We start from the raw sequence: 20248 nt of genomic DNA, 5'->3' as shown, positions 1-20248 counted from the left end.
CGCCCCGCCTCGCGCGGGGCGTTTTCGTTGGCGGCATCCCAGGCTTCGATGGTGGCCAGGCGGCGTTTCTTGCGCTAGGCTGAAGACATTCAAACAAGTGTTCGAATCCGACGGAGCCCTCCATGCTGACCCTGATCCTGCTCGCGCTGGCCGTCACCGGCCTGCTCATCGTGACGCGCCGAGAGGCGGGCGCCCTGCCCGCGCTGGCCGTGACCGCGGGGCTCGGCCTCGTCGGCCTGGTCGCCGGCGCGCCGATCCTCGGCGCGCTGCTGCTGATCGCCGCCGTGGCCATCGCCGCCTGCGGCCTGCCCGCCCTGCGCCGACGGTGGCTGAGCCCCCGGTTGTTCGCGCTGTTCAAGCGGGTCGCTCCGAAGGTCTCGGATACCGAACGCACCGCGCTGGAGGCCGGCAGCGTGGCCTGGGACCGCGAGCTGTTCACCGGCCGGCCCGACTGGGATCGCCTGCTGGCGTTCGGCGACGACGGCCTCACCGACGAGGAGCGCGCCTTCGTCGTTCACCAGTGCGGCGTGGCCGCGGGCATGTGCAACGCCTGGGACATCGCCCGGGAGCGCGCCGACCTGCCCCAGGAGCTGTGGGATTACCTCAAGCGGGAACGCTTCTTCGGGATGATCATCCCCAGGGAATACGGCGGCCTGGGCTTCTCGGCCAAGGCCCAGTCCACGGTGCTGCAGAAGCTGTCAATCAGCGAGATGCTGATGGTCACCGTGGGCGTGCCCAACTCCCTGGGACCGGGGGAGCTGCTGCTCAAGTACGGCACCCAGGCACAGAAGGACCACTACCTGCCGCGCCTGGCCGACGGCCGCGAGATCCCCTGCTTCGGCCTGACCGGCCCCCGGGCCGGGTCCGACGCCACCGCCCTGCCGGACACCGGCGTGGTGTGCAAGCAGGTCGTCGACGGCGAGGAGGTGCTCGGGCTCAAGCTGAACTTCGAGAAGCGCTGGATCACCCTGGCGCCCATCGCCACCGTGGTGGGCCTGGCCTTCCGGCTGTTCGACCCGGAGCACCTGCTCGGCGACGAGGCCGACCGCGGCATCACCCTGGCGCTGATCCCCCGGGACACCACGGGCATGGAGATTGGCCGCCGTCACCATCCCATCGGCAGTCCCTTCCTCAACGGCCCGATCAAGGGCCGGGACGTCTTCGTGCCGCTGTCCACCATCATCGGCGGCCAGGAGATGATCGGCCAGGGCTGGCGGATGCTGGTGGAGTGCCTGTCCATCGGCCGCTGCATCACCCTGCCCTCCGGCGCCACCGGCACCGCCCGCTACGCCCTGGGCTGGACCGGCGGCTTCGCCCGGATCCGCCGCCAGTTCAACGTGCCGGTAGCCGAGATGGAGGGCGTCCAGGAGCCCCTGGCACGGATGACCGCCCTGACCTATATCGCCCAGGCCGCCGTCTACCAGACCGCCAACACCATCGACCATGGCGAGAAGCCGGCAGTGCCCTCGGCGATCCTCAAGAGCCAGCTCACCGAGTTCCAGCGGGTGATCCTGGCCGACGCCATGGACATCCACGGCGGCAAGGCGGTCACCCTGGGGCCGCGCAACTACCTCGGCATCGGCTACAGCGCCACCCCGGTGGCGATCACCGTCGAGGGTGCCAACATCATGACCCGCAACCTGATGATCTTCGGCCAGGGGGCCATCCGCTGCCATCCCTATGTGCTGGAGGAGCTGGCCGCCAAGGATAGCGACGACCTCGCGGCCTTCGACGCCGCCGTCTTCGGCCATGCCGGGTTGATCTTCGGCAACGCCGCCCGGGCCCTGACCCAGGGACTGGGCCTCGGCCGGCCGAACGTGCCCTTCGACGACGTCGCCGCCCCCTACGCCCGCGAGATCGCCCGGCTCTCCGCCGGCTTCGGACTCGCCGCCGACGCCGCCATGGCGAGCCTGGGCTCGCAGCTCAAGCAGCGCGAGATGCTCTCGGCACGGCTCGGCGACGTGCTCTCCAACCTCTACCTGGCCAGCATGCTGCTCAAGCAGTGGCAGGAAGGCGACCAGGTCGAGGGCGAGGCCGCCGTGCTGGACTATGCCGCCTGCTTCCTGCTGCAGCGCACCGAGCAGGCCTTCGACGAGCTCTTCGACAACCTGCCGAACCGCGCCCTGGGCCGGGGACTGCGCTTGCTGGTGATGCCGCGCGGCCGCCGCTGGTCGCGCCCCCACGATGACCTGACCCGCCGCATTGCCCAGGCCATGTCCCGGGACACCGCCCTGCGCCACAAGCTGCTGGCCAACACCTGGGACGTCGACGACGGGCCCCAGGACAATCCGCTGGCCCGCTACAACGCCCTGCTGGCCACCCAGGACCGCGCCGAGGTCCTCTACCGCACGGTCAACAAGGCCTATGCCAGGGGCGAGCTGCCGCCGGAGGCCCTGCACCCCGAGCAGCGCGTGGAGGCGGCCCTGGAGGCGGGCGTGATCGACGAGGACGACGCCACCTTCATGCGCCAGCGGGAGTCCGAGGTGCTGGACATGCTGACCGTGGACGACTTCGAGTATGACGCCTTCGTCATCGACAAGGCCAAGGTGCTGCGCCACCATCCAGCATAGGGAGTAAGGGGTGAGGCGTTATGGGTGAGGAGTGAAGGCTGGCTGGAATCACGCCGGACTCCTCACTCCTTACACCTTGCCCCTCACACCTACAACGGCCAGACGATCAGGATCATCGGTACCGCCACCGCCATCACCACCAGGGACAGCGGCAACCCCAGCTTCCAGAAATCGCCGAAGCGGTAGCCCCCGGGGCCCATCACCAGGGTGTTGGACTGGTGGCCGATGGGGGTGAGGAAGGCGCAGGAGGCGCTGATCGCCACCACCATCAGGAAGGGGTCCAGGGAGGCCCCGAAGCCTTCGGCGAGGCTCGCCGCGATGGGCGCCATCAGCAGCGCCGCCGCGGCGTTGTTGACCACGTTGGAGAGCACCATGCAGATCAGGAACAGCCCCACCAGGGTGGCCACTATCGGCCACTCACTGCCCAGGGCCAGCAGCGCCTCGGCGATCAAGCCGGCCCCGCCACTGGTCTCCAGCGCCTGGCCCACCGGGATCATGGCCCCCAGCAGGACAATCACCGGGCCATCGATGGCCTGGTAGGCCTCGCGCAGCGACACCACGCCCACCATCATCGACACCAGGGCGGCTCCGGTAAGGGCCACCGCCGAGGGCAGCAGGTCCAGCACCATGGCGATGACCGCCACGGCGAAGATGGCCACCGAGACCATCAGCATCCGGGGCTGGCCCAGGGTCAGGTTGCGGCTGGCCAGCGGCAGGCAGCCCAGGGTAGCGAGGCTCTCGCCGATCTCACCCTCGCCGCCCTGCAGCAGCAGGACATCCCCGGCCCGGAAACGGATATCGCGCAGGCGCTGGTTGAGGCGACCGCCGTCCCGGGCCACCGCCACCAGATGCAGGCCGAACTGGTTGTGCAGGCGAAGCTGGGTGACGGTGCGATGGATCATCATGGAATCGTTGCGCACCACCGCCTCCACCAGTTGCAGGCCCTCGGTGTCCACCGGCGGGGGCCGGTCCGCGTCCGCGGTGCCGCCCTGCCCCGCCTCGGCCTCGCGAGGCGACGCCGCTTCCTCGCTCGCCTCCGCCTCGTCGTCCGGCGGCGGTTCGGGGCCGACCACCAGCCCCGCCTTGTCCTCGATCAGCTTCATCTCCTCGGGCCCGGCTTCCACCAGCAGGATATCGTCCTCGCGCAGCGTGCCGTGGAAGGCATGGCCGGCCTGGCGCTTGTCGCCGCGCACCACCGCCAGCACCGGGATGGTCTCCTCCAGGGCCTGGTGCAGGTCACGCAGCGACCAGCCCACCGCCTTGCCGTCCTCGGGGACCCGCAGCTCCACCAGGTAGTGGGCGGTGTCGAACATCGCATCGAGGGAGGCCTTGCCGGCCCGCTGGGGCACCAGGCGCCAGCCCACCAGCACGATGAACACCAGGCCGGCCACGGCCACCGTGGCCCCCACCGGGAAGAACGAGAACATGCCGAAGGACTCGCCACCGACGCTGCCGCGATAGCTGGAGATGATGATATTGGGCGGGGTGCCGATCAGGGTCGTCAGCCCGCCGAGCAGCGACCCGAAGGCCAGCGGCATCAGCAGCAGCGAGGGCGGGCTATCGTGCTCCCGGGCCATGCGGATCGCCACCGGCAACATCAGCGCCAGGGCACCGACGTTGTTCATCACCCCGGACAGCACCAGCACGGTGCCGGCGAGCACCAGCACCTGCAGGATCAGCCGGTCGCCGACCTTGAGGGCCTGCTCGGCGATCAGGTCGACGAGCCCCGAGCGCTCGAAGCCGCGGCTGAGCACCAGCACCGCGGCCACGGTGATCACGGCGGGATGACCGAAGCCGAGGAAGGCCTCGTCGGTGGGGACCAGGCCCAGCAGCACCGAGGTCAGCAGCGCGGCCAGCGCCACCAGGTCGTAGCGGAAGCGCCCCCAGACGAAGGCCGCGAGCGTCGCTCCGAGAACCAGGAACAACTGGGTGCTGTCGGCCATGTGGCGCACTCCCTGTACCGGCACGATGCCTCCAGCACACCAGCCGCGGGCCGGAAAATCCAGTCCTTTCCTGCCCTCCGGACACGCGACACCCGGCGCATGGCCGGGTGTCGCGGAGTGATCCTACCCGAGGACTCACTTCTTCGCCATCTTCTCCAGCATGGCGTTGACGGCATCCAGGTGCTCCGGCTCGTTGTGGCACATGCCCTGGAAGATCGCGCAGAGGTCGAGGAAGTCGCGCAGTTCCATGCGGTCGCCCATCTTCATCAGCCGCTTGGTCAGGCGGGTCGCCTTGGGCGGCTGGGCGGCGATATGCCCGGCCAGCTCGCCGACGCGCACCATCAGGGCCTCGGGCTCGGTCACCTCGAGCACGATGCCGTACTCGCGGGCCTGCTCGGCGTCGATCACCCGCCCGGAGAGCGTCAGCTCGAAGGCACGCTGGTAGCCGATCAGGCGCTGCAGGAACCAGGCGCCGCCGTCCCCGGGGATGATCCCCAGGTTGAGGAAGGTCTCGCCGAACTTCGCCTTGCGCGAGGCAATGCGGATGTCCGCCATGTTGGCCAGGTCGAAGCCGGCGCCGATGGCAGGCCCGTTGACCGCGGCGATGATCGGCACCTCCACGCCCTGCAGGGCCAGCGGGATGCGCTGGATGCCACGGCGGTAGCGGCCGGCCACCTCGGCGACGTCACCGGCGAAGTCGCCGCCGCGCTGGGCCATGTCCTTGACGTTGCCGCCGGCGGAGAAGGCCGAGCCCTCGCCGGTGATCACCAGCACCGAGACCTCGTCACAGGCATTCACCCAGTCGGCCACGGCGACGATGTCGTCGACCAGGGCGGTCCCGGTCAGGGCATTGCGGACGTCATGGCGGTCCAGGGTCAGGGTCGCCACCCGCCCCTCCAGCGAGAGACGCGCATCGGTCAGTTGCGGTTGGGTCACGCTCATCGGTGGGCTTCCTTGTCGGACGGATCGGTATCGCGGTCGACAATGACACGGGCATCGACCACCGCATAGCCGTCGGCATTGACGATCACCGGGTTGAGGTCCAGCTCGGCGAGTTCCGGATAGGCCTCCACCAGTTCCGAGACCCTGAGCAGCAACTTCACCAGGGCCGCCTTGTTGACGGCCTTCTCGCCGCGCACCCCGCCGAGAATCCGGCGGGCCTTGATCTGCTCGACCATGGACTCGGCGTCGTGGCGGGAGAGCGGGATGGCACGGAAGGCCACGTCCTCGAGGATCTCGACGAAGACCCCGCCCAGGCCGAACATCAGCACCGGCCCGAAGATGGGGTCGCGGATCACCCCGACGATCACCTCCACGCCCTTGCTGGCCATGGGCGTGACCAGCACCCCCTCGATCTCGGCCTGCGGGTCATAGGCCCGGCAGGAGGCGAGGATCGCCTCACGCGCCTGGTGCAGCGTCGCTTCGCCGGCCAGGTTCAGCTTGACGCCGCCGGCGTCGGACTTGTGCAGGATATCCTTCGACACCACCTTCATGGCCAGCGGCGCCTCGCCGAAGGCCGCGGCGGCTGCCTCGAGCTCCGCCTCGTCGCGCACCAGCCGCTCCTCGGGCACCTCGACGCCGTGGGCGCGCAGCAGCGCCTTGGCCTCCGGCTCCAGCAGATCGCGCCCCTGGGCGCGGGCCCGATCGAAACACTCGAGCTGCTCGGGTCGAGGCTCGACGACCGGCGGCGCTTCCCTCGCCTCGCGGCACTGCGCCAGGTACTGGCCGCGCTCGCCCAGGGCGGCGAGCAGGCGCACCGCATGCTCGATGGAGGCGTAGATGGGTAGCCCCGCCTCGTGCAGACGGCGCAGCGCCGGTGGCTTGATCGGCGTATACAGGCTGTAGATCACCAGTGGCTTCTCGGTGGCGTTGGACAGGTCCACCATCGCCTCGGCGCCGCGCATCTCGTCACCCAGCAGCGACTCGGCGAAGCGGATGCTGTAGCCGCCGAACATGCCCACCAGGAAGACGCTGTCGACAGCGTCGTCGGCGGCGACGATCTCCATGCAGGTGGCGAGCAGCGAAGGGTTGGCGTCGGTGGAGCCGGCCACGTCCACCGGATTGACGGTGGAGGCCTGGGGGAGGAGCACGTCACGCAGCTTCGCCCGGGTCTCCTCGGCAAGTTCGGCCAGTTCCAGTCCCGCCTCGGCCAGGCGGTCGGCGGCGATGGTGGCCTGACCGCCGCCATCGGAGATCACCGCCACCCGCTTGCCGCGAGCCTTCTGCAGCAGGCCCAGCCCCTCGGCCACCGGCAGGATCTCGTCGGAGTACTGCACCACGCTGACCCCGGCCTGGCGCAGCAGGTCCACGGTCATGGCATAGCTGCCGGCCAGGGCGCCGGTGTGGGAGCTGGCCGACTTCTGGCCGGCCTCGGTGGCACCGGACTTGTAGACCACCACCGGCTTCATGGCGGTGACCTCCCGGGCCACGTCGAGAAAGCGGCGCCCGTCGCGAAAGCCCTCCACGTAGAGGGTGGCCACCCGGGTGTGCTGGTCCTCGCCCAGGTAGCGCAGGTAGTCGTCGAAGCCGATGTCACTCTGGTTGCCCGGCCCCACGTAGGTGGAGAAGCCCACATGGCCGTTGTGCTGGGCCTCCAGCGCCAGCGACAGCAGCATGTTGCCCGACTGGGAGATGATGCCCACGCCCCCCGGCCTGACGTTGTCCAGGGCCAGGAGATTGACCCGGTGGTGCAGGTTGAACACCCCCGAGGTGTTGGGGCCGATGATGCGCACCCCATGGGCCTCGGCCTTGGCCATCATCTCACGCTCGAGCGCGGCTCCCGCGCCGCCGACCTCGGCGAAGCCGCTGGCCAGGATCACCGCCCCCTTGATGCCGCGCCGGCCGCACTCGGCGACCAGCCCCGGCACCGTGGCCGCCGGGGTGCAGATCAGCGCCAGCTGCGGGTTGCCGGGGATCGCCGTGACCGAGGGCCAGGCCTTGACCCCGAGGATCATGTCGGCCTTGGGGTTCACGGGGTAGATGTCGCCGCGGTAGCCGTCCTTGATCAGGCCGACCATCGCCTTGTAGCCGCGCTTGGTGGGGTCCGAGGAGGCGCCGATCACGGCGATGCCGGTGGGGGCCAGGATGTCATGCAGCGGGCTGCGAATGGGCAGGTGTCCTTCGATGGGGTTCATGGAGCTGACCTTGACCTCTGGGTGGTCGTTGACGGGGACAATCCGGAACGGGAGGGACTCAGTGGCCCTGGAACTGCGGCGCGCGCTTCTCGGCGAAGGCGTCGACGCCCTCCTGCCAATCGGCGGTGGTGGAGCAGGTGAAGACGGCATCCAGCTCTTGCTGCAGCTGGCTGTCCAGGCCGGTGTCGCTGCCCTGGTTGACCAGCCGCTTGAGCATGGCGATCGACACCGGCGCCTGCTTGGCCAGCTGCTCGGCCAGGCAATGCGCCTCGCCGAGCAGGGCGTCGTCGGTCCAGTGGGAGGTCGCCAGGCCGATGCGGGTGGCCTCCTCGCCGTCGATGCGCCGGCCGGTGAACAGCAGCTGGCGGGCCATGTTGAGACCGACCAACTGGGGCAGGAGCTTGGAGACGCCGCCCCCCACGCAGGTGCCGATGCTGGTCTCGGGGAAGCCGATCTGAGCGTCCTGGGCCATCAGGATGAAGTCGCAGGAGACCGCCATCTCGGCCCCGGCGCCCAGGGCATAGCCGTTGACCGCGGCGATCACCGGCAGCGGGAGGCGAAGGATCGCCTCGCAGACGTCATTGCCCAGCTGCAGGTACTGGCGGCGCTGGTAGAGGGAGCGCTTGGCGCCGCCATGCTCCTTCATGTCGGCCCCGACGCAGAAGGCCCGGCCCTCGCCGGTGAGGATGACGGCCCTCACGCCCTCGTCGGCCTCGGCCTCGGACAACGCCTGGAGCAGCTCGGTGTAGAGCGCCTCGACCACGGCATTGAGCCGGTGGGGACGGTTGAAGCGAATCTCCATCAGCTGGCCGTGGCGTTCGGTGATCAGGGTCTCGTAGCGGGGGGGCTTGGCGGCGTGGCTCATGGAGTCGAGGGTTCCTGGCGGGAGGGTGGACGAAGCTATCGCAACAAACGTGTCGACCAACCAATCATATGACACGTATGTATTGTTGGCGCCATGCTAGGGGACAGCCTGGCCGGCCGTCAACACGATCGTGCCGCATATTTTGCAATAAGGACACGTTCGTTTCACCCTCGACGGCCGAGCCTGGGGTACAATGCGCCCGTCGTTCACGGGGAACCCGATAAGGAGAACAGCGTGCCGGAGCAGGACACTCTGAACCCGGCGGGCGCACAGCCGGCGCCCGAGGGCCTGGATGCAGTGAACCAGCAACTGGCGGCGATCTATCCGGAGCTGAGTCCCCAGCTGAAGGTGGCCGCCGGCTATGTGCTGGAACACTCGGTGGAGATCGCCCTGCAGTCGATCCGCAAGACCGCCGCCGCCGCCGAGGTGACGCCGTCCACGCTGATGCGGCTGGCCAAGCGCCTGGGCTTCGAGAGCTACGAGCAGTTCCGCGAGGTGTTCCAGGCCGCCGTCCAGGCCGGGCCGGTGGAGCTCTCCGGGCGGGCCAGCCAGCTGCGCACCCTGGCCAGCCAGACCGACGACCAGGTGTTCCTCGATGTCGGCGATGCCGCCTTCGACAACATCGGCCGGCTGTTCACCGCCGACAACCAGGCCCGGGTGCGGGATGCCGCCCGGCGCATCCTGGCCGCCGAGAAGGTCGCGGTGGTGGGCTTTCGCGACACCTTCGCCTGCGCCTACCACTTCGCCTATGTGGGCCGCATCGCCATGCCCAATGTCCACCTGGTGCGCGGGCTGGAAGGCGGCCTGCTCACCGAGCTGGCGCCCTTCGGCGAGGGCGACGCGGTGGTGGTCTTCGGCTTCGAGCCCTACTGTGCGGAGACCATGCGGGCCCTGGAGATCACCCGGGCCGCCGGAGTCTCGCCCATCGTCATCACCGACACCATGCGCTCGCCCCTGGTGCCCGGCGCGGACATCACCTTCACCGTGGCCAATGCCACGCCGCACTTCTTCCCCTCGATCCTCTCGGCGATCACCCTGATCGAGGCCATCCTCGCGGAGTGCGTGGCCTTCGGCCCCGACGACCTGGTCGACAACGTCGCCCGCTTCGAGTCGCGCATGCGCAAGATGGGCGCCTATGTCGATATCGACTGAGAGGTGAGACGGAAGAACAGCAACGGGCCACGGGCATCGAGCCACGAGCGCCCGTAGCCCGTAGCCCGTAGCCCGTAGCCCGTAGCCCGTCGCTAGGGTATCAGGATGGTCGACCCGGTAGTCCGACGCCCTGCCAGGGCCTCCTGGGCCTTGCCGGCCTCGGCCAGCGGGTAGCGTTGGGCGATGTCGATGGTGATCTGGCCGCTCTGGAGCATGTCGAAGAGGTCGATGGCCATCGACTCGAGCCGCTCGCGGGTGTCGGCGTAGCCATTGAGGCTCGGCCGGGTGACATAGAGCGAGCCCTTCTGGTTGAGGATGCCGATGTTGACCCCCTCCACCGGTCCCGAGGCATTGCCGAAGCTGACCATCAGGCCGCGCTTCTTGAGGCAGTCCAGGGACAGCTCCCAGGTGTCCTTGCCCACCGAGTCGTAGACCACGTCGCACATCTCGCCGCCGGTCAGCTCGCGGACCCGCTCGACCACGTCATCGCGGGTGTAGTCGATGGTCGCCCAGGCGCCGTTCTTCTCGGCCAGGGCCGCCTTGTCGGGCGAGCTCACGGTCCCGATCAGCCTGACGCCCAGCGCCCTGGCCCACTGGCAGGCGATGGAGCCGACGCCGCCGGCGGCGGCGTGGAAGAGGATGGTCTCGCCGCCCTGCAGGGGGTAGGTCTGGCGCAGCAGGTACTGGACCGTCAGGCCCTTGAGCATCGCGGCCGCCGCGGTCTCGCAGTCGACGTCGTCGGGCAGGGTCACCACCTTCTCCGCCGGCAGGGTGTGCAGCTCGGCATAGGCCCCCAGGGGGCCCTGGGCGTAGGCGACGCGATCGCCCACCGCCAGGTGCTCGACGCCCTCGCCCACGGCCTCGACGGTCCCCGCCGCCTCGGTACCGAGCCCGGAGGGCAGGCCTGGCGCCGGGTAGAGGCCGGTGCGGAAGTAGATGTCGATGAAGTTCAGGCCCACCGCCTGGTTCTTCACCGTTACCTCGCCGGGCCCGGGCTCGGCGGGCGCGGCCTCGATGAACTCGAGGACCTCGGGCCCGCCGGTACGGGCGAACTGGATACGCTTGGCCATGCTTGCCTTCCTTATGCCGCTGACGGAGTGGATGCCCAGTCAAGCGCCGCCAGGCCGACGGGTCAAGTCACGCCCCCTCACAGGGTGGCAGGGAAGCTCTCGAGGCCACGCACGAAGCGCTGCTTGTAGTCGTCGAACTGGGCCCGGTCCTGCTTGAAGGACTGCACGATGGAGCCCTCGTCCACCGTCAGGGTCCGCGGCAGGTCGTCGAGGCCGGTGGCCGGGTGCTTGGCCGAGAGGCCGATCCGCACGCCCTGCCTGCCCTGGAACCAGCGCGTGATGCCCGCCCGGCGGAAGCGGGCCTCCTGGGTCTCGCTGACCGCGTCGACCCGCAGCGGGGCGCGCAGGGCGAGCTCGCCGACCAGGCGCTGGGCCGGAGCCTCCACGGTGTCGCTGGCAAGCTCGGCCAGCTGCATGACGGTCATGCCCACGCCCGCCTCGTCCAGCACCAGCAGCGCCAGGGCGACCGGCCGTGACTGGCCATCGACCAGCGCCACCATCCGCGCCGCCTCCTGCTGGACCAGCACCCCCAGCACCCCGGCGAAGGTCGCCAGCGGCGCGATGCCGGCCTGGTGACCATAGACCTCGGCGCACAGCCGCGCCAGGCAGGCCTCGCGCTGTGCCTCGTTCTTGATATTCACGACTCGCATCGACGGATCCTCTGTAGCGCCTGACTCCCGGCCCACGGCACCGGGAACGAAATCGCGCAGCCTAGCATATTCACTCGCCGGACTCCCGAGGATGGCCGGTGTTCGACACGCCGCCATGGCGCTAGGCTATGCCGATGGCGCCAAGCCTTTCCCGGCCATGACGACAAGGACGCCCATGCCTCATCCCGACCTCGCCCTGCCCCGCCTGATCGCCCACCGCGGGCTCTCCGCGCGGGCCCCGGAGAACACCCTGGCCGCGGTGCGCGCGGCCCATGACGCCGGCATCGCCTGGGTGGAACTGGACGTCCAGCTGCTCGGCGACGATACCCCGGTGATCTGGCATGACCGGGACCTCAAGCGCTGCAGCGACGGCCGCGGCCGGCTGGCCGACCTGACCCTCGCTCAGGTCCAGCACCTCGATGCCGGCGGCTGGTTCGACCCGGCCTTCGCCGGCGAGCCCATGGCCACCCTGGAGGAGATGCTGGTGCTGCTGGCCTCGCTCGGCATGGGCGCCAACCTCGAGCTCAAGGTGAACCGGGGCCATGCCCCCCAGGCCCTGGCCGAGGTGGTGGTGCCGCGGGTCCTGGACGCCCTGCCCCCGGAACGGCGCCTGCTGTCCTCCTTCGACGCCGCGGCCCTCGCCCACAGCCGTCGCCTCGCCCCGGCCGAGGCGCTGGCCCTGGGCCTGCTGTTCGACCGGGTGCCCCGGGACTGGGAGCGCCGCTGCCGGGCCATCGAGGCGCTCAGCGTCCACGCCAAGTGGCAGCGCCTGAGCGCGGCCCACGCCCGGGCCATCAAGGGGGCGGGCCTCGCGCTGGTCTGCTATACGGCCAACGACCCGGCGAGCTTCGCCCCGCGCTGGGACTGGGGCGTGGACGCGGTGATCAGCGACGACCCGCGGGCCTTCGACGGGGCCGGTGTCGGCCCCTGACCCGCGCCTCGACGGTGCCGGAGGGCTGCACGATCATCACATCACGGCACCTGGCGCAACATCCGGGCTGACTAGGTGTGATCTCTCGGTAGGTTGTTCATCCGGAACCTACCCGGACAATTGGAGGTGCGACCCAAACCAACCTCCAGGAGGCCCGGATGAACACCCATAAGAATGCCCGTCTCACACCGCATGGTCGAGCCCTGCTGGTCCGCCGAGTCGTTGACGAAGGGCTCCGGCCCGAGGAGGTCGCCCAGGCTCAGGGCGTCAGTGTGAGGACGGTCTACAAGTGGGTGCGCCGCTACCGGCAAGAGGGTGAGGCCGGGCTGCAGAACCGCTCTTCTCGTCCCCGTCGCTGCCCTCATGCGGTCCCTGCCGAGGTTCGCGAGCAGGTCCTCGAGCGTCGCCAGCAGCGCCAGACCTACCGTCAGATCGCCGAGCGGTTAGGGATCGGACACAGCACGGTCGCACGGCTCCTCGAACGCGAGGGGCTGAATCGTCTCTCGGCCTTGACACCTGCCCGTCCCGTGAATCGTTACGAGCATGACGCGCCGGGAGATCTACTGCACCTGGACATCAAGAAACTCGGCCGCTTCGAACGCCCAGGGCATCGTGTCACCGGCGATCGCCAGCAGAACACGCGGGGCGCCGGCTGGGAGTATGTTCACATCGCCATCGACGATCACTCGCGGGTCGCTTTCGGCACCCGCTATCCTGATGAAACCGGTTGGAGTGCGTGCTATGCCCTATTGGAGGCCGTGCGTTACTACAGGAACCTGGGAATTCGCTTCACGCGCGTGCTGACCGACAATGGTGGATGCTACAAATCCAAGCCGTTCCGCCGCCTGTGCCGGCGTCTGGGACTGAAGCGCAAACGCACTCGACCCTATACGCCCCGCACCAATGGCAAGGCAGAGCGGTTCATTCAGACCGCGCTGCGGGAATGGGCCTACGCCCGGTCATACATCAGCTCGGAGGAGCGAGGCAGGCATCTGCCTGCCTGGCTTCATCAGTACAACTGGCATCGGCCACATGCCAGTCTGGATTATCGGCCTCCGGTTAGCCGGCTGAGGCTTTCCGTGAACAACCTGGTGGGTTTACACAACTAGGGGCGCCTCGTGCCGTGATAACGCCGCTCGCGCGACCATGCCTTGCCGCTCCTGGTGTCAAGAAGGTGCTTCAACTCGGCGAAGTCGGCGCTGTCCAGGTTCTCCCCGGCGATCTGCCGCTGCTCCTCGATGAGCTCGCGCAGCACCTGGTCGGTGGTCAGGGGATTGGCCAGCACGACCCGGAAGACCGTGATGGCCTGACCAGCGTAGTGCCCCGGCGTCAGTCGGGTTCGCGACACGAAAGCCTTGCCCCGCTCACGCTGGATCTTCTGGATGGACTGCGTCATGCGGTTCAGGAGGTCGTTGATACGCTGGCGCAGCGCGTCGTCGGCTTCGCCCAGCAGCGCCTGAACGTCGGCGGGAGCCCAGCGATAGGTGAGGATATTGAGTTCCGGTTCGCTAATCAGCTCGAAGTCATCGAGCGTCGCGATCCGGTCGGCGAAGCGTCGCGCCAGCTGGATGCCATTGTCGATCAGCATCGCATAGCCCTGACGACCGATGATCTTCAGCGCCGACTGCACCAGCATCGCCATGCCGGGACGAGAGCCTTCCAGGGTGGTGCTACCCAGATCCTTCGACCCCTGCCGAATGATGTACTGGGCATGATGCTCGATGCTGCCGAGCGCGGACGGCTCGCGGAACAGCACCATTCCCGCCCCCATCGGCACATAGAGCTGCTTGTGCGCGTCGATGGTGACGGAGTCGGCCCGCTCGATGCCGGCGAGACGCGGGCGGTAGCGTTCGGAAAACAGCGTCGGACCGCCCCAGGCGGCATCCACGTGGAAATGAATCCCCCGCTCCGCGGCGATGTCGGCCAGGCAGTCCAGCGGGTCGATGTTGCCGGTCTCGGTCGTGCCGGCGATACCGACCAGCGCGAAGGGCCGTATCCTCTGCCGCTCGAGCCGTTTCAGCGTGGCGACCAGGGCATCGGGCCGGACACGGTTATGACCGTCCGTCTCGACGGCGATCATCTGATCGCGTCCGATCCCCAGCACATCGGCCGCCTTGGATAGCGAGTAGTGGCCGCGCTCGGAGACCAACACCGCGGCGCCGTCACAGTCATAGTGACGCATGGCGCTGAACACGCCGCTGCGGCCGATGCCCGGAAACTCGCCGTCGGGACCGAAGGCCCGGTTTCGGGCGGCCCAGAGCGCGGTGATATTGGCGACGGTACCGCCGGAGCAGAAGGCGCCGAGGCGCTTGTCACTGTGGTGCAGCCAACTGTCGTAAAAATCACCGGGCTGCTCGTAGATCTGGCGATGCAGCATGCCCAGCACCTGACGCTCCAGCGGCGTGAAGGCCTTGGAGGTTTCGGTCTTCACCAGGTTCTGGTTCAGCGCGATCATGATCTTCGACAGCGGGATCATGAAGTATGGCAGCGCCGATGTCATGTGGCCGACGAAGCTGGGCGACGCGGTATGCACCGATTGCGCGACCACCTTGTCGAGCAGGAACCGGGTCTGTTCGGAGACGAATACGGGCGCCTCGGGGATCTCGGTATCGTCGAAGTCTCGCTCGATCCTGACCAGATCGTGCTCTTCCGCGACGATGTGGTCCTGCAGGAAGCCGGCAAGATTCGCCGAAATATCGCTGTCCAGACGGTTCAGCGTCGACCCTGGTGCCTCAGGGACGGTGAAGATCCTCAGCAGATTTTCCCAGCTGCTTTCGGCGACCTTTGATTGCTTACCCATGGAACCCTGTTGCCTCTGGAGGACGAAAGCGCGGAGCACCGAAGGGCTGCAAAACCGTCCGGTACATCGCCGAGCACGCCATGTTATCCAACGACCATGCCCACCTCCAGCGCATTGCTCCAAACATAGACGGCCGTGGTGGTGATCATGCATCAGGGGCAGGGGTAGCCACAATCCCAGCGGCCTCTCCACGCCCCCACTATGACCGCCACTCGGGACCTCCTTGACCGGGCAGCGAGGCCCCGGGGCGATTCCCCGTTTCCCGATCCTTTCGCCCAAGACCGCCGGGACGCCGGCATCAGCCTTCCAGCAGGCGCCGGATGGCGACCATGTCCAGGCTCGTCTCCAGGCCATCGGCCAGGCGGTCGAGCTCGCGCTCGCGGTGGGCGGCATGGTCCACGGCGGCGTCATCGTCCGCGAGCCCGAGCCGGGCGAGCAGCGCCGAGCAGGCCCCCGCCTCGTCGAAGAGGCCATGCAGATAGGTACCCATCACCTGGCCGTCCTCGCTGACCGCCCCATCGGGCCGACCGGCGAGGTTCATCAGCGGTCGGTCCAGCGCCGGGCCCTCGCTGACCCCGTTATGGATCTCGTAGCCGCTCACGGGCGTGCCCCCCGGACGCAGGGTGCCGCTCACGTTGCGCAGTTGCTTGCCCGGCACCAGCCGGGTGCGCAGGGGCAACAGCCCCAGCCCCGCGGTGGTGCCGGCCGCCCCCTCCAGGCCGTCCGGGTCGTCGATGGCCTCGCCGAGCATCTGGAAGCCGCCGCAGATCCCGAGCACCTTTCCGCCGTAGCGCAGGTGCCGGCGGATCGCCGACTCCCAGCCCTGGCGGCGCAACCAGCCCAGGTCGCTGGCCGTCGCCTTGCTGCCGGGCAGCAGGATGACATCGGCCGGCGGAATGGGGCGGTCCGGTCCCACCAGGGTCAGCGAGACACGAGGATGCAGGCGCAGCGGGTCCAGGTCGGTGTGATTGCTGATGCGCGGCAGGGCCGGCACCACGATGCGCAGCGCCGGCTCGCCCACCTGATGGCCGGCGAGCCCCAGGCCATCCTCGGCGTCCAGCAGCAGGCCCTGGAGATAGGGCAGCACCCCCAGCACCGACTTGCCGGTGTGCGACGCCAGCCAGTCGAGCCCCGGCTCGAGCAGGCCGATGTCGCCGCGGAAGCGGTTGATGACAACGCCCCGGGTACGCGAGCGTTCGCTCTCGCTGAGCAGCGCCAGGGTACCCACCAGCTGGGCGAAGACGCCGCCGCGGTCGATGTCGCCGACCAGCAGCACCGGGCAGTCGATGGCCTCGGCGAAGCCCATATTGGCGATATCGTTGGCCCTGAGATTGATCTCGGCGGGGCTGCCCGCCCCCTCGGCGAGGATCACGTCGAAGCGACGCGATAGCCGCTCCCAGGCCGCCAGCACCGTCTCGCGCGCCTGGCGCTTGAAGGCGTGGTAGTCCAGTGCCCCCATGCGGCCATACACCTGGCCGTCGAGGATCACCTGGGCGCCCTGGTCGGTCTCGGGCTTGAGCAGCACCGGGTTCATGTCGGTGTGCGGGGCGATCCCTGCGGCCCGTGCCTGCAGGGCCGTGGAGCGGCCGATCTCGCCGCCCTCCGGGGTCACGGCGCTGTTGAGCGCCATGTTCTGGGGCTTGAAGGGCGCCACCGACACCCCGCGCCGGGCCAGCGCCCGGCACAGCCCCGCCACCACCGTGCTCTTGCCCGCATCCGAGGTGGTGCCCTGGATCATCAGTGTCGCCATGCCATACGCCTCGCCCTAGCCGGTTCGCCCTTCGAGATGGCGAGACTCTACCTAGCCGCCCCACGAGCCGCAATCAGTCGCCGCCGAGTGTCCCTATGGAGAGTCAGCCAAGACATGCCATCATTCGTCAGTCGCTATTCATTGGAAATGACATGGAACCCGTCATCCAGGAAGAACTATCGGGTTGCGGAATCGCCGCGAGTGCTGCCCTCGCGGGCGTGTCCTACCCGGAAGCCAAGCGAGTGGCCAACAGCCTGGGGATTCATGCCGAGGACAAGACGTTGTGGTCTGATACTCGGCATGTCCGAACCCTTCTCTCGGCCTTCCAGATACCTACATCGCCCGCGGAGACGCCATTCGAGTCCTGGGAAGCACTGCCGGACAAGGCCCTGCTTTCCATCAAGTGGCATCTGGAAGGCGACAGGCCATTCTGGCATTGGGTGGTTTTTGCCAGGAGAGGCGAACATTGCTTCGTGCTGGATTCCAAGCAGAATCTGAGGTCGCATGTCCGACGGGATTTCTGGCGAATGAAACCCAAGTGGTATATCGAGGTGCATGATGACTACGGCACAGCATAGGGATGGGCCTGCCATACAGATCAACCTTCTCGTCCTGCGCTGCAAGGAGCTGGAAGCAAGCAAGCGGTTCTATGAGCTCCTGGGCTTTCGCTTCGTGAAGGAGCGGCATGGAGACGGACCGATCCATTACGCCTCGCAGGAGGCAGGGATGGTGTTCGAGCTATATCCGTTGCTCGAGGATGATGCCACGGACCATACACGGCTTGGCTTTAGCGTACCGAACCTCGAGAAGATCGTGCCGCACCTTGAGACGGCGAACCGGCATACCATCGCCGACAGGGAGGTCCACATTGCCCAGGATCCCGACGGCAGAAAAATCGAGCTGATGGAGCGGACGACCTGACTCCGCTTCGCGGCGAGCGGCTTCAGCGGGTTTGAGGCGGTTCAGGTGTCGGACGCAAGTCCTGATCATTCATTCGAGGTGAGCATGCAAGGAAGCTGCCTGTGTGGTGTCGTCACCTATGAGGTCGATCGGCTCGATATGCCGATCGGGCACTGCCATTGTCGGACCTGCCGGAAGGCGCATGCCGCGGCCTTTGCGACCACCGCCGGTGTCGAGCGCCGGCACTTTCGCTGGATAGCGGGTGAACGACATCTCTCTCACTACGAATCGTCACCGGGGAAGCGACGCTGGTTCTGTTCGGTATGCGCTACTCACCTGATGGCGGAGCGGGCGGGACAGCACCACGTCGTGCTTCGGGTTCCGACACTGGACGACGACCCAGGAATGCGCCCGACCGCTCATATCTGGCGATCACATGACGTGCCCTGGTTGGCGCATGATGACGGGCTTCCGTCATATGATGAATGGCCGCCAGGACGCTAAGCTTTGTCTGAAAAGTCGGCGAGCGATGGCCAGGGCTAGGCCCGCTCCCGGCGGGCCAACGCATTTCCCACATCCATGTGGGTCACAAGGCAAAAATCGGCGATATGACGGACCGGGCTCGCGTGCGAGTTTACGCAGTGTAAATGAGTACTTTGACCGGGCTCGCGCACGAGCCGATTTTTAACGCCGGATGGGCGAGCGCAGGCAGTTTTCAGACAAAGCGTAGACACCGGGCCGGGCGCACCTCCCAGGCCGCCTGCTTGCGCCCCGTGCCGCCTTCGTCCTGGTGACCAACCACGCCCCTGCCAAGCCCCTGCGCTTGCCGGTCCGAGGTGGTGCCCTGGATCATCAGGGGCTCATCGGCGTGACTCCAGTGTCTCGAGCGCCGCACTCAGGGTCGGCGAGTCCAGGCTCTGCCCCCAGCCATTGCCATGCACCCGCTCGGCCAGCGGCAGGCGCTGGCGCCAGCCGGCTCGGGCCAGCTCGGGCCGGTCGAGGAAGTCGTCGACATAGCCCAGGCACAGATAGGCGAGCGGGTAGACGTCCTGCGGCAGGCCCAGCACCTCGGCCAGCTCGTCCGGGTCGAGGATGCTGACCCAGCCCACGCCGATGCCCTCGGCGCGGGCCGCCAGCCACAGGTTCTGGACCGCCAGGCAGGTGCTGAACAGGTCCGTCTCGACGATGCTGTGGCGCCCCAGCACGTGCTCGCCGCCGCGGCTGCGGTCGCAGGTGATGCACAGGTTGAGCGGGCTCTCGAGGATGCCTTCCAGCTTGAGGCGGCGATAGAGCGCGCCGCGCTCGCCGGTGTGGCATTCGGCCGCCCGGGCGTTCTCGCGCGCGAAGATGCCGTGCACCCGCTCGCGCACCTCGCGGCCGTCGATCACCAGGAAGTCCCAGGGCTGCATGAAGCCCACCGAGGGCGCGTGGTGGGCGGCCTGGAGCAGGCGCGCCAGCACCTCGGACGGAATCGGGTCCGGGCGGAACTGGGCGCGCACGTCGCGGCGCTCGAAGATGGCCCGGTAGAGGCCCTCGCGCTGCGCCTCGGGGAAGGCGTGGTCGGGTCGCCCGTTCGGATCTGCCATGCGGCGGTCTCCTGGAAACCTTGATGGTGGAGTGGCGCTGACCTAGCGTGATGATGAGCTTTTCCGGCGCCAAGCTGTCGCGAGGGCGCTGTGACCCCTTCCATGGGCGCTACCGACGCCCTGCGGCGCTCTCGCGTCCCGCTCCGCTTGCAGGTCCGGTGCTGGCCATCCATGGCCAGCCCGTTCAGAGCCGTGCACCTCACCCCTGGCGTAGGACCCTCGCGCCGTCTTGTCCCCGGTGCTCATCTCGCAGCTTCAGCATCAGGCCTACTAGAGTTCCACCCCTTTTTGCGCCTTGATGCCCTGCTCCTTGAAGGCATGCTTGACCACCTTCATCTCGGTCACGGTGTCGGCCAGCTCGATCAGCGCCTCGGGCGCGTGGCGGCCGGTGACCACCGCGTGCTGCATGGGCGGACGGGCCTGGAGGTCGTCGAGCACCCGGTCGAGTTCCAGGTAGCCGTGCCGAAGGGCGATGTTGAGCTCGTCGAACAGCACCAGCGCATAGTCCGGGTCGGCCAGCATGCGACTGGCCTCGGCCCAGGCCGCTTCGGCGGCGCGCACGTCACGCTCGCGGTCCTGAGTGTCCCAGGTGTAGCCCTCGCCCATGACGTGGTAGTCCACGCCCGGCAGGTCGCGGAAGAAGGCCTCTTCCCCGGTCTGGAACTTGCCCTTGATGAACTGCACCACGCCGACCTTCATGCCGTGGCCCATTGCCCGGGCGACCATGCCGAAACCGGAGCTGCTCTTGCCCTTGCCGGGGCCGGTGAGCACCAGCAGCACGCCCCGTTCCTTGTCGGCGGCCTTGATGCGCTCGTTCATGATGCTCTGCTTGTGGGCCATGCGCGCCGCATGGCGCTCGGGGTCGACGTGCTTCATCGGGGGTCTCCATCGATTGAG

The 20248-nt window shown here is 68.2% G+C and carries 17 protein-coding genes; 7 read left to right on the top strand and 10 right to left on the bottom strand.

Translation table 11 applies throughout. The features are described from left to right. Positions 1–122 precede the first annotated feature (122 nt). Positions 123–2570 carry an acyl-CoA dehydrogenase gene (locus tag OCT48_RS05430; protein ID WP_263591702.1) on the top strand — a complete coding sequence of 816 codons (2448 nt, stop codon included), beginning with the start codon at positions 123–125 and terminating at the stop codon, positions 2568–2570. Between the two features lie 89 nt (positions 2571–2659). Here OCT48_RS05430 and OCT48_RS05425 read toward each other — a convergent pair whose 3' ends face one another. The 4 genes from OCT48_RS05425 to OCT48_RS05410 form a co-directional block, all read right to left on the bottom strand. Beyond that, complete coding sequence (locus OCT48_RS05425; RefSeq protein ID WP_263591701.1) at positions 2660–4513, bottom strand: SLC13 family permease; 1854 nt, start codon at positions 4511–4513, stop codon at positions 2660–2662. A 135-nt stretch (positions 4514–4648) separates the two neighbouring features. After that, positions 4649–5455: an enoyl-CoA hydratase-related protein gene (locus OCT48_RS05420; protein WP_263591700.1), complete on the bottom strand. Its 807-nt coding sequence runs from the start codon at positions 5453–5455 to the stop codon at positions 4649–4651. Further along, positions 5452–7647 carry an acetate--CoA ligase family protein gene (locus tag OCT48_RS05415; RefSeq protein WP_263591699.1) on the bottom strand — a complete coding sequence of 732 codons (2196 nt, stop codon included), beginning with the start codon at positions 7645–7647 and terminating at the stop codon, positions 5452–5454. Before OCT48_RS05415 ends, OCT48_RS05420 begins: the two co-directional genes overlap by 4 nt. A gap of 58 nt (positions 7648–7705) precedes the next feature. Continuing rightward, on the bottom strand, positions 7706–8512 hold the full coding sequence (locus OCT48_RS05410) for an enoyl-CoA hydratase/isomerase family protein (protein WP_263591698.1): 807 nt from the start codon (positions 8510–8512) through the stop codon (positions 7706–7708). A 234-nt stretch (positions 8513–8746) separates the two neighbouring features. Here OCT48_RS05410 and OCT48_RS05405 point away from each other — a divergent pair, with 234 nt between their 5' ends. Continuing rightward, a complete protein-coding gene (locus OCT48_RS05405) occupies positions 8747–9664 on the top strand; it encodes a MurR/RpiR family transcriptional regulator (RefSeq protein WP_263591697.1) in 918 nt (305 codons plus the stop codon). Positions 9665–9756: 92 nt separating this feature from the next. Here OCT48_RS05405 and OCT48_RS05400 read toward each other — a convergent pair whose 3' ends face one another. Next, a complete protein-coding gene (locus OCT48_RS05400; RefSeq protein WP_263591696.1) occupies positions 9757–10734 on the bottom strand; it encodes an NADPH:quinone reductase in 978 nt (325 codons plus the stop codon). Between the two features lie 77 nt (positions 10735–10811). Continuing rightward, complete coding sequence (locus tag OCT48_RS05395) at positions 10812–11384, bottom strand: hypothetical protein (protein WP_263591695.1); 573 nt, start codon at positions 11382–11384, stop codon at positions 10812–10814. 175 nt (positions 11385–11559) lie between these two features. Here OCT48_RS05395 and OCT48_RS05390 point away from each other — a divergent pair, with 175 nt between their 5' ends. After that, positions 11560–12315 (top strand): glycerophosphoryl diester phosphodiesterase, encoded by a 756-nt coding sequence (locus tag OCT48_RS05390; protein ID WP_263591694.1) that lies wholly within the window; start codon positions 11560–11562, stop codon positions 12313–12315. Positions 12316–12473: 158 nt separating this feature from the next. Next, positions 12474–13424, top strand: coding sequence for an IS481 family transposase (locus OCT48_RS05385; protein WP_263591525.1), 951 nt, complete (start codon positions 12474–12476; stop codon positions 13422–13424). On the opposite strand, the gene panP is transcribed toward OCT48_RS05385, so the two are convergent. After that, a complete protein-coding gene (panP, locus tag OCT48_RS05380) occupies positions 13421–15115 on the bottom strand; it encodes a pyridoxal-dependent aspartate 1-decarboxylase PanP (RefSeq protein WP_263591693.1) in 1695 nt (564 codons plus the stop codon). The genes OCT48_RS05385 and panP overlap by 4 nt on opposite strands. A gap of 298 nt (positions 15116–15413) precedes the next feature. Continuing rightward, entirely contained in the window at positions 15414–16865 is a 1452-nt protein-coding gene (locus OCT48_RS05375; RefSeq protein WP_263591692.1) for a cobyric acid synthase, read from the bottom strand. A 152-nt stretch (positions 16866–17017) separates the two neighbouring features. Between OCT48_RS05375 and OCT48_RS05370 the strand changes: the two genes are divergently transcribed. The 3 genes from OCT48_RS05370 to OCT48_RS05360 all read left to right on the top strand — a co-directional run bounded on the left by OCT48_RS05370 (position 17018) and on the right by OCT48_RS05360 (position 18269). Beyond that, the gene (locus tag OCT48_RS05370) at positions 17018–17443 is read left to right on the top strand and encodes a hypothetical protein (RefSeq protein ID WP_263591691.1); all 426 of its coding nucleotides are present in this window, start codon (positions 17018–17020) and stop codon (positions 17441–17443) included. Next, complete coding sequence (locus tag OCT48_RS05365) at positions 17421–17786, top strand: VOC family protein (RefSeq protein ID WP_263591690.1); 366 nt, start codon at positions 17421–17423, stop codon at positions 17784–17786. Before OCT48_RS05370 ends, OCT48_RS05365 begins: the two co-directional genes overlap by 23 nt. 84 nt (positions 17787–17870) lie before the next feature. Next, complete coding sequence (locus OCT48_RS05360) at positions 17871–18269, top strand: GFA family protein (RefSeq protein ID WP_318152570.1); 399 nt, start codon at positions 17871–17873, stop codon at positions 18267–18269. Between the two features lie 356 nt (positions 18270–18625). Here OCT48_RS05360 and bluB read toward each other — a convergent pair whose 3' ends face one another. Further along, positions 18626–19351, bottom strand: a complete 726-nt coding sequence (gene bluB / locus OCT48_RS05355) for a 5,6-dimethylbenzimidazole synthase (protein WP_263591689.1) — start codon at positions 19349–19351, stop codon at positions 18626–18628. Positions 19352–19621: 270 nt separating this feature from the next. After that, positions 19622–20227: a cob(I)yrinic acid a,c-diamide adenosyltransferase gene (gene cobO, locus OCT48_RS05350; protein ID WP_263591688.1), complete on the bottom strand. Its 606-nt coding sequence runs from the start codon at positions 20225–20227 to the stop codon at positions 19622–19624. Positions 20228–20248: the final 21 nt, after the last annotated feature.

The sequence above is a fragment of the Halomonas sp. M4R1S46 genome (assembly GCF_025725685.1).
GTDB lineage: Bacteria > Pseudomonadota > Gammaproteobacteria > Pseudomonadales > Halomonadaceae > Halomonas.
The sequence above is the reverse complement of the archived record's forward strand: the minus strand, read 5'-3'. Positions and strand labels throughout refer to the sequence as shown.

What these genes read in the sequence shown, in the direction of transcription:
- OCT48_RS05370 (WP_263591691.1), top strand. Translation starts at nt 17,018, where the DNA reads ATGGAACCCGTCATCCAGGAAGAACTATCGGGTTGCGGAATCGCCGCG.
- bluB (WP_263591689.1), bottom strand. Translation starts at nt 19,351, where the DNA reads ATGGCAGATCCGAACGGGCGACCCGACCACGCCTTCCCCGAGGCGCAG.
- OCT48_RS05375 (WP_263591692.1), bottom strand. Translation starts at nt 16,865, where the DNA reads ATGGCGACACTGATGATCCAGGGCACCACCTCGGATGCGGGCAAGAGC.
- panP (WP_263591693.1), bottom strand. Translation starts at nt 15,115, where the DNA reads ATGGGTAAGCAATCAAAGGTCGCCGAAAGCAGCTGGGAAAATCTGCTG.
- OCT48_RS05415 (WP_263591699.1), bottom strand. Translation starts at nt 7,647, where the DNA reads ATGAACCCCATCGAAGGACACCTGCCCATTCGCAGCCCGCTGCATGAC.
- OCT48_RS05385 (WP_263591525.1), top strand. Translation starts at nt 12,474, where the DNA reads ATGAACACCCATAAGAATGCCCGTCTCACACCGCATGGTCGAGCCCTG.
- OCT48_RS05400 (WP_263591696.1), bottom strand. Translation starts at nt 10,734, where the DNA reads ATGGCCAAGCGTATCCAGTTCGCCCGTACCGGCGGGCCCGAGGTCCTC.
- cobO (WP_263591688.1), bottom strand. Translation starts at nt 20,227, where the DNA reads ATGAAGCACGTCGACCCCGAGCGCCATGCGGCGCGCATGGCCCACAAG.
- OCT48_RS05420 (WP_263591700.1), bottom strand. Translation starts at nt 5,455, where the DNA reads ATGAGCGTGACCCAACCGCAACTGACCGATGCGCGTCTCTCGCTGGAG.
- OCT48_RS05360 (WP_318152570.1), top strand. Translation starts at nt 17,871, where the DNA reads ATGCAAGGAAGCTGCCTGTGTGGTGTCGTCACCTATGAGGTCGATCGG.
- OCT48_RS05425 (WP_263591701.1), bottom strand. Translation starts at nt 4,513, where the DNA reads ATGGCCGACAGCACCCAGTTGTTCCTGGTTCTCGGAGCGACGCTCGCG.
- OCT48_RS05395 (WP_263591695.1), bottom strand. Translation starts at nt 11,384, where the DNA reads ATGCGAGTCGTGAATATCAAGAACGAGGCACAGCGCGAGGCCTGCCTG.
- OCT48_RS05430 (WP_263591702.1), top strand. Translation starts at nt 123, where the DNA reads ATGCTGACCCTGATCCTGCTCGCGCTGGCCGTCACCGGCCTGCTCATC.
- OCT48_RS05390 (WP_263591694.1), top strand. Translation starts at nt 11,560, where the DNA reads ATGCCTCATCCCGACCTCGCCCTGCCCCGCCTGATCGCCCACCGCGGG.
- OCT48_RS05365 (WP_263591690.1), top strand. Translation starts at nt 17,421, where the DNA reads ATGATGACTACGGCACAGCATAGGGATGGGCCTGCCATACAGATCAAC.
- OCT48_RS05410 (WP_263591698.1), bottom strand. Translation starts at nt 8,512, where the DNA reads ATGAGCCACGCCGCCAAGCCCCCCCGCTACGAGACCCTGATCACCGAA.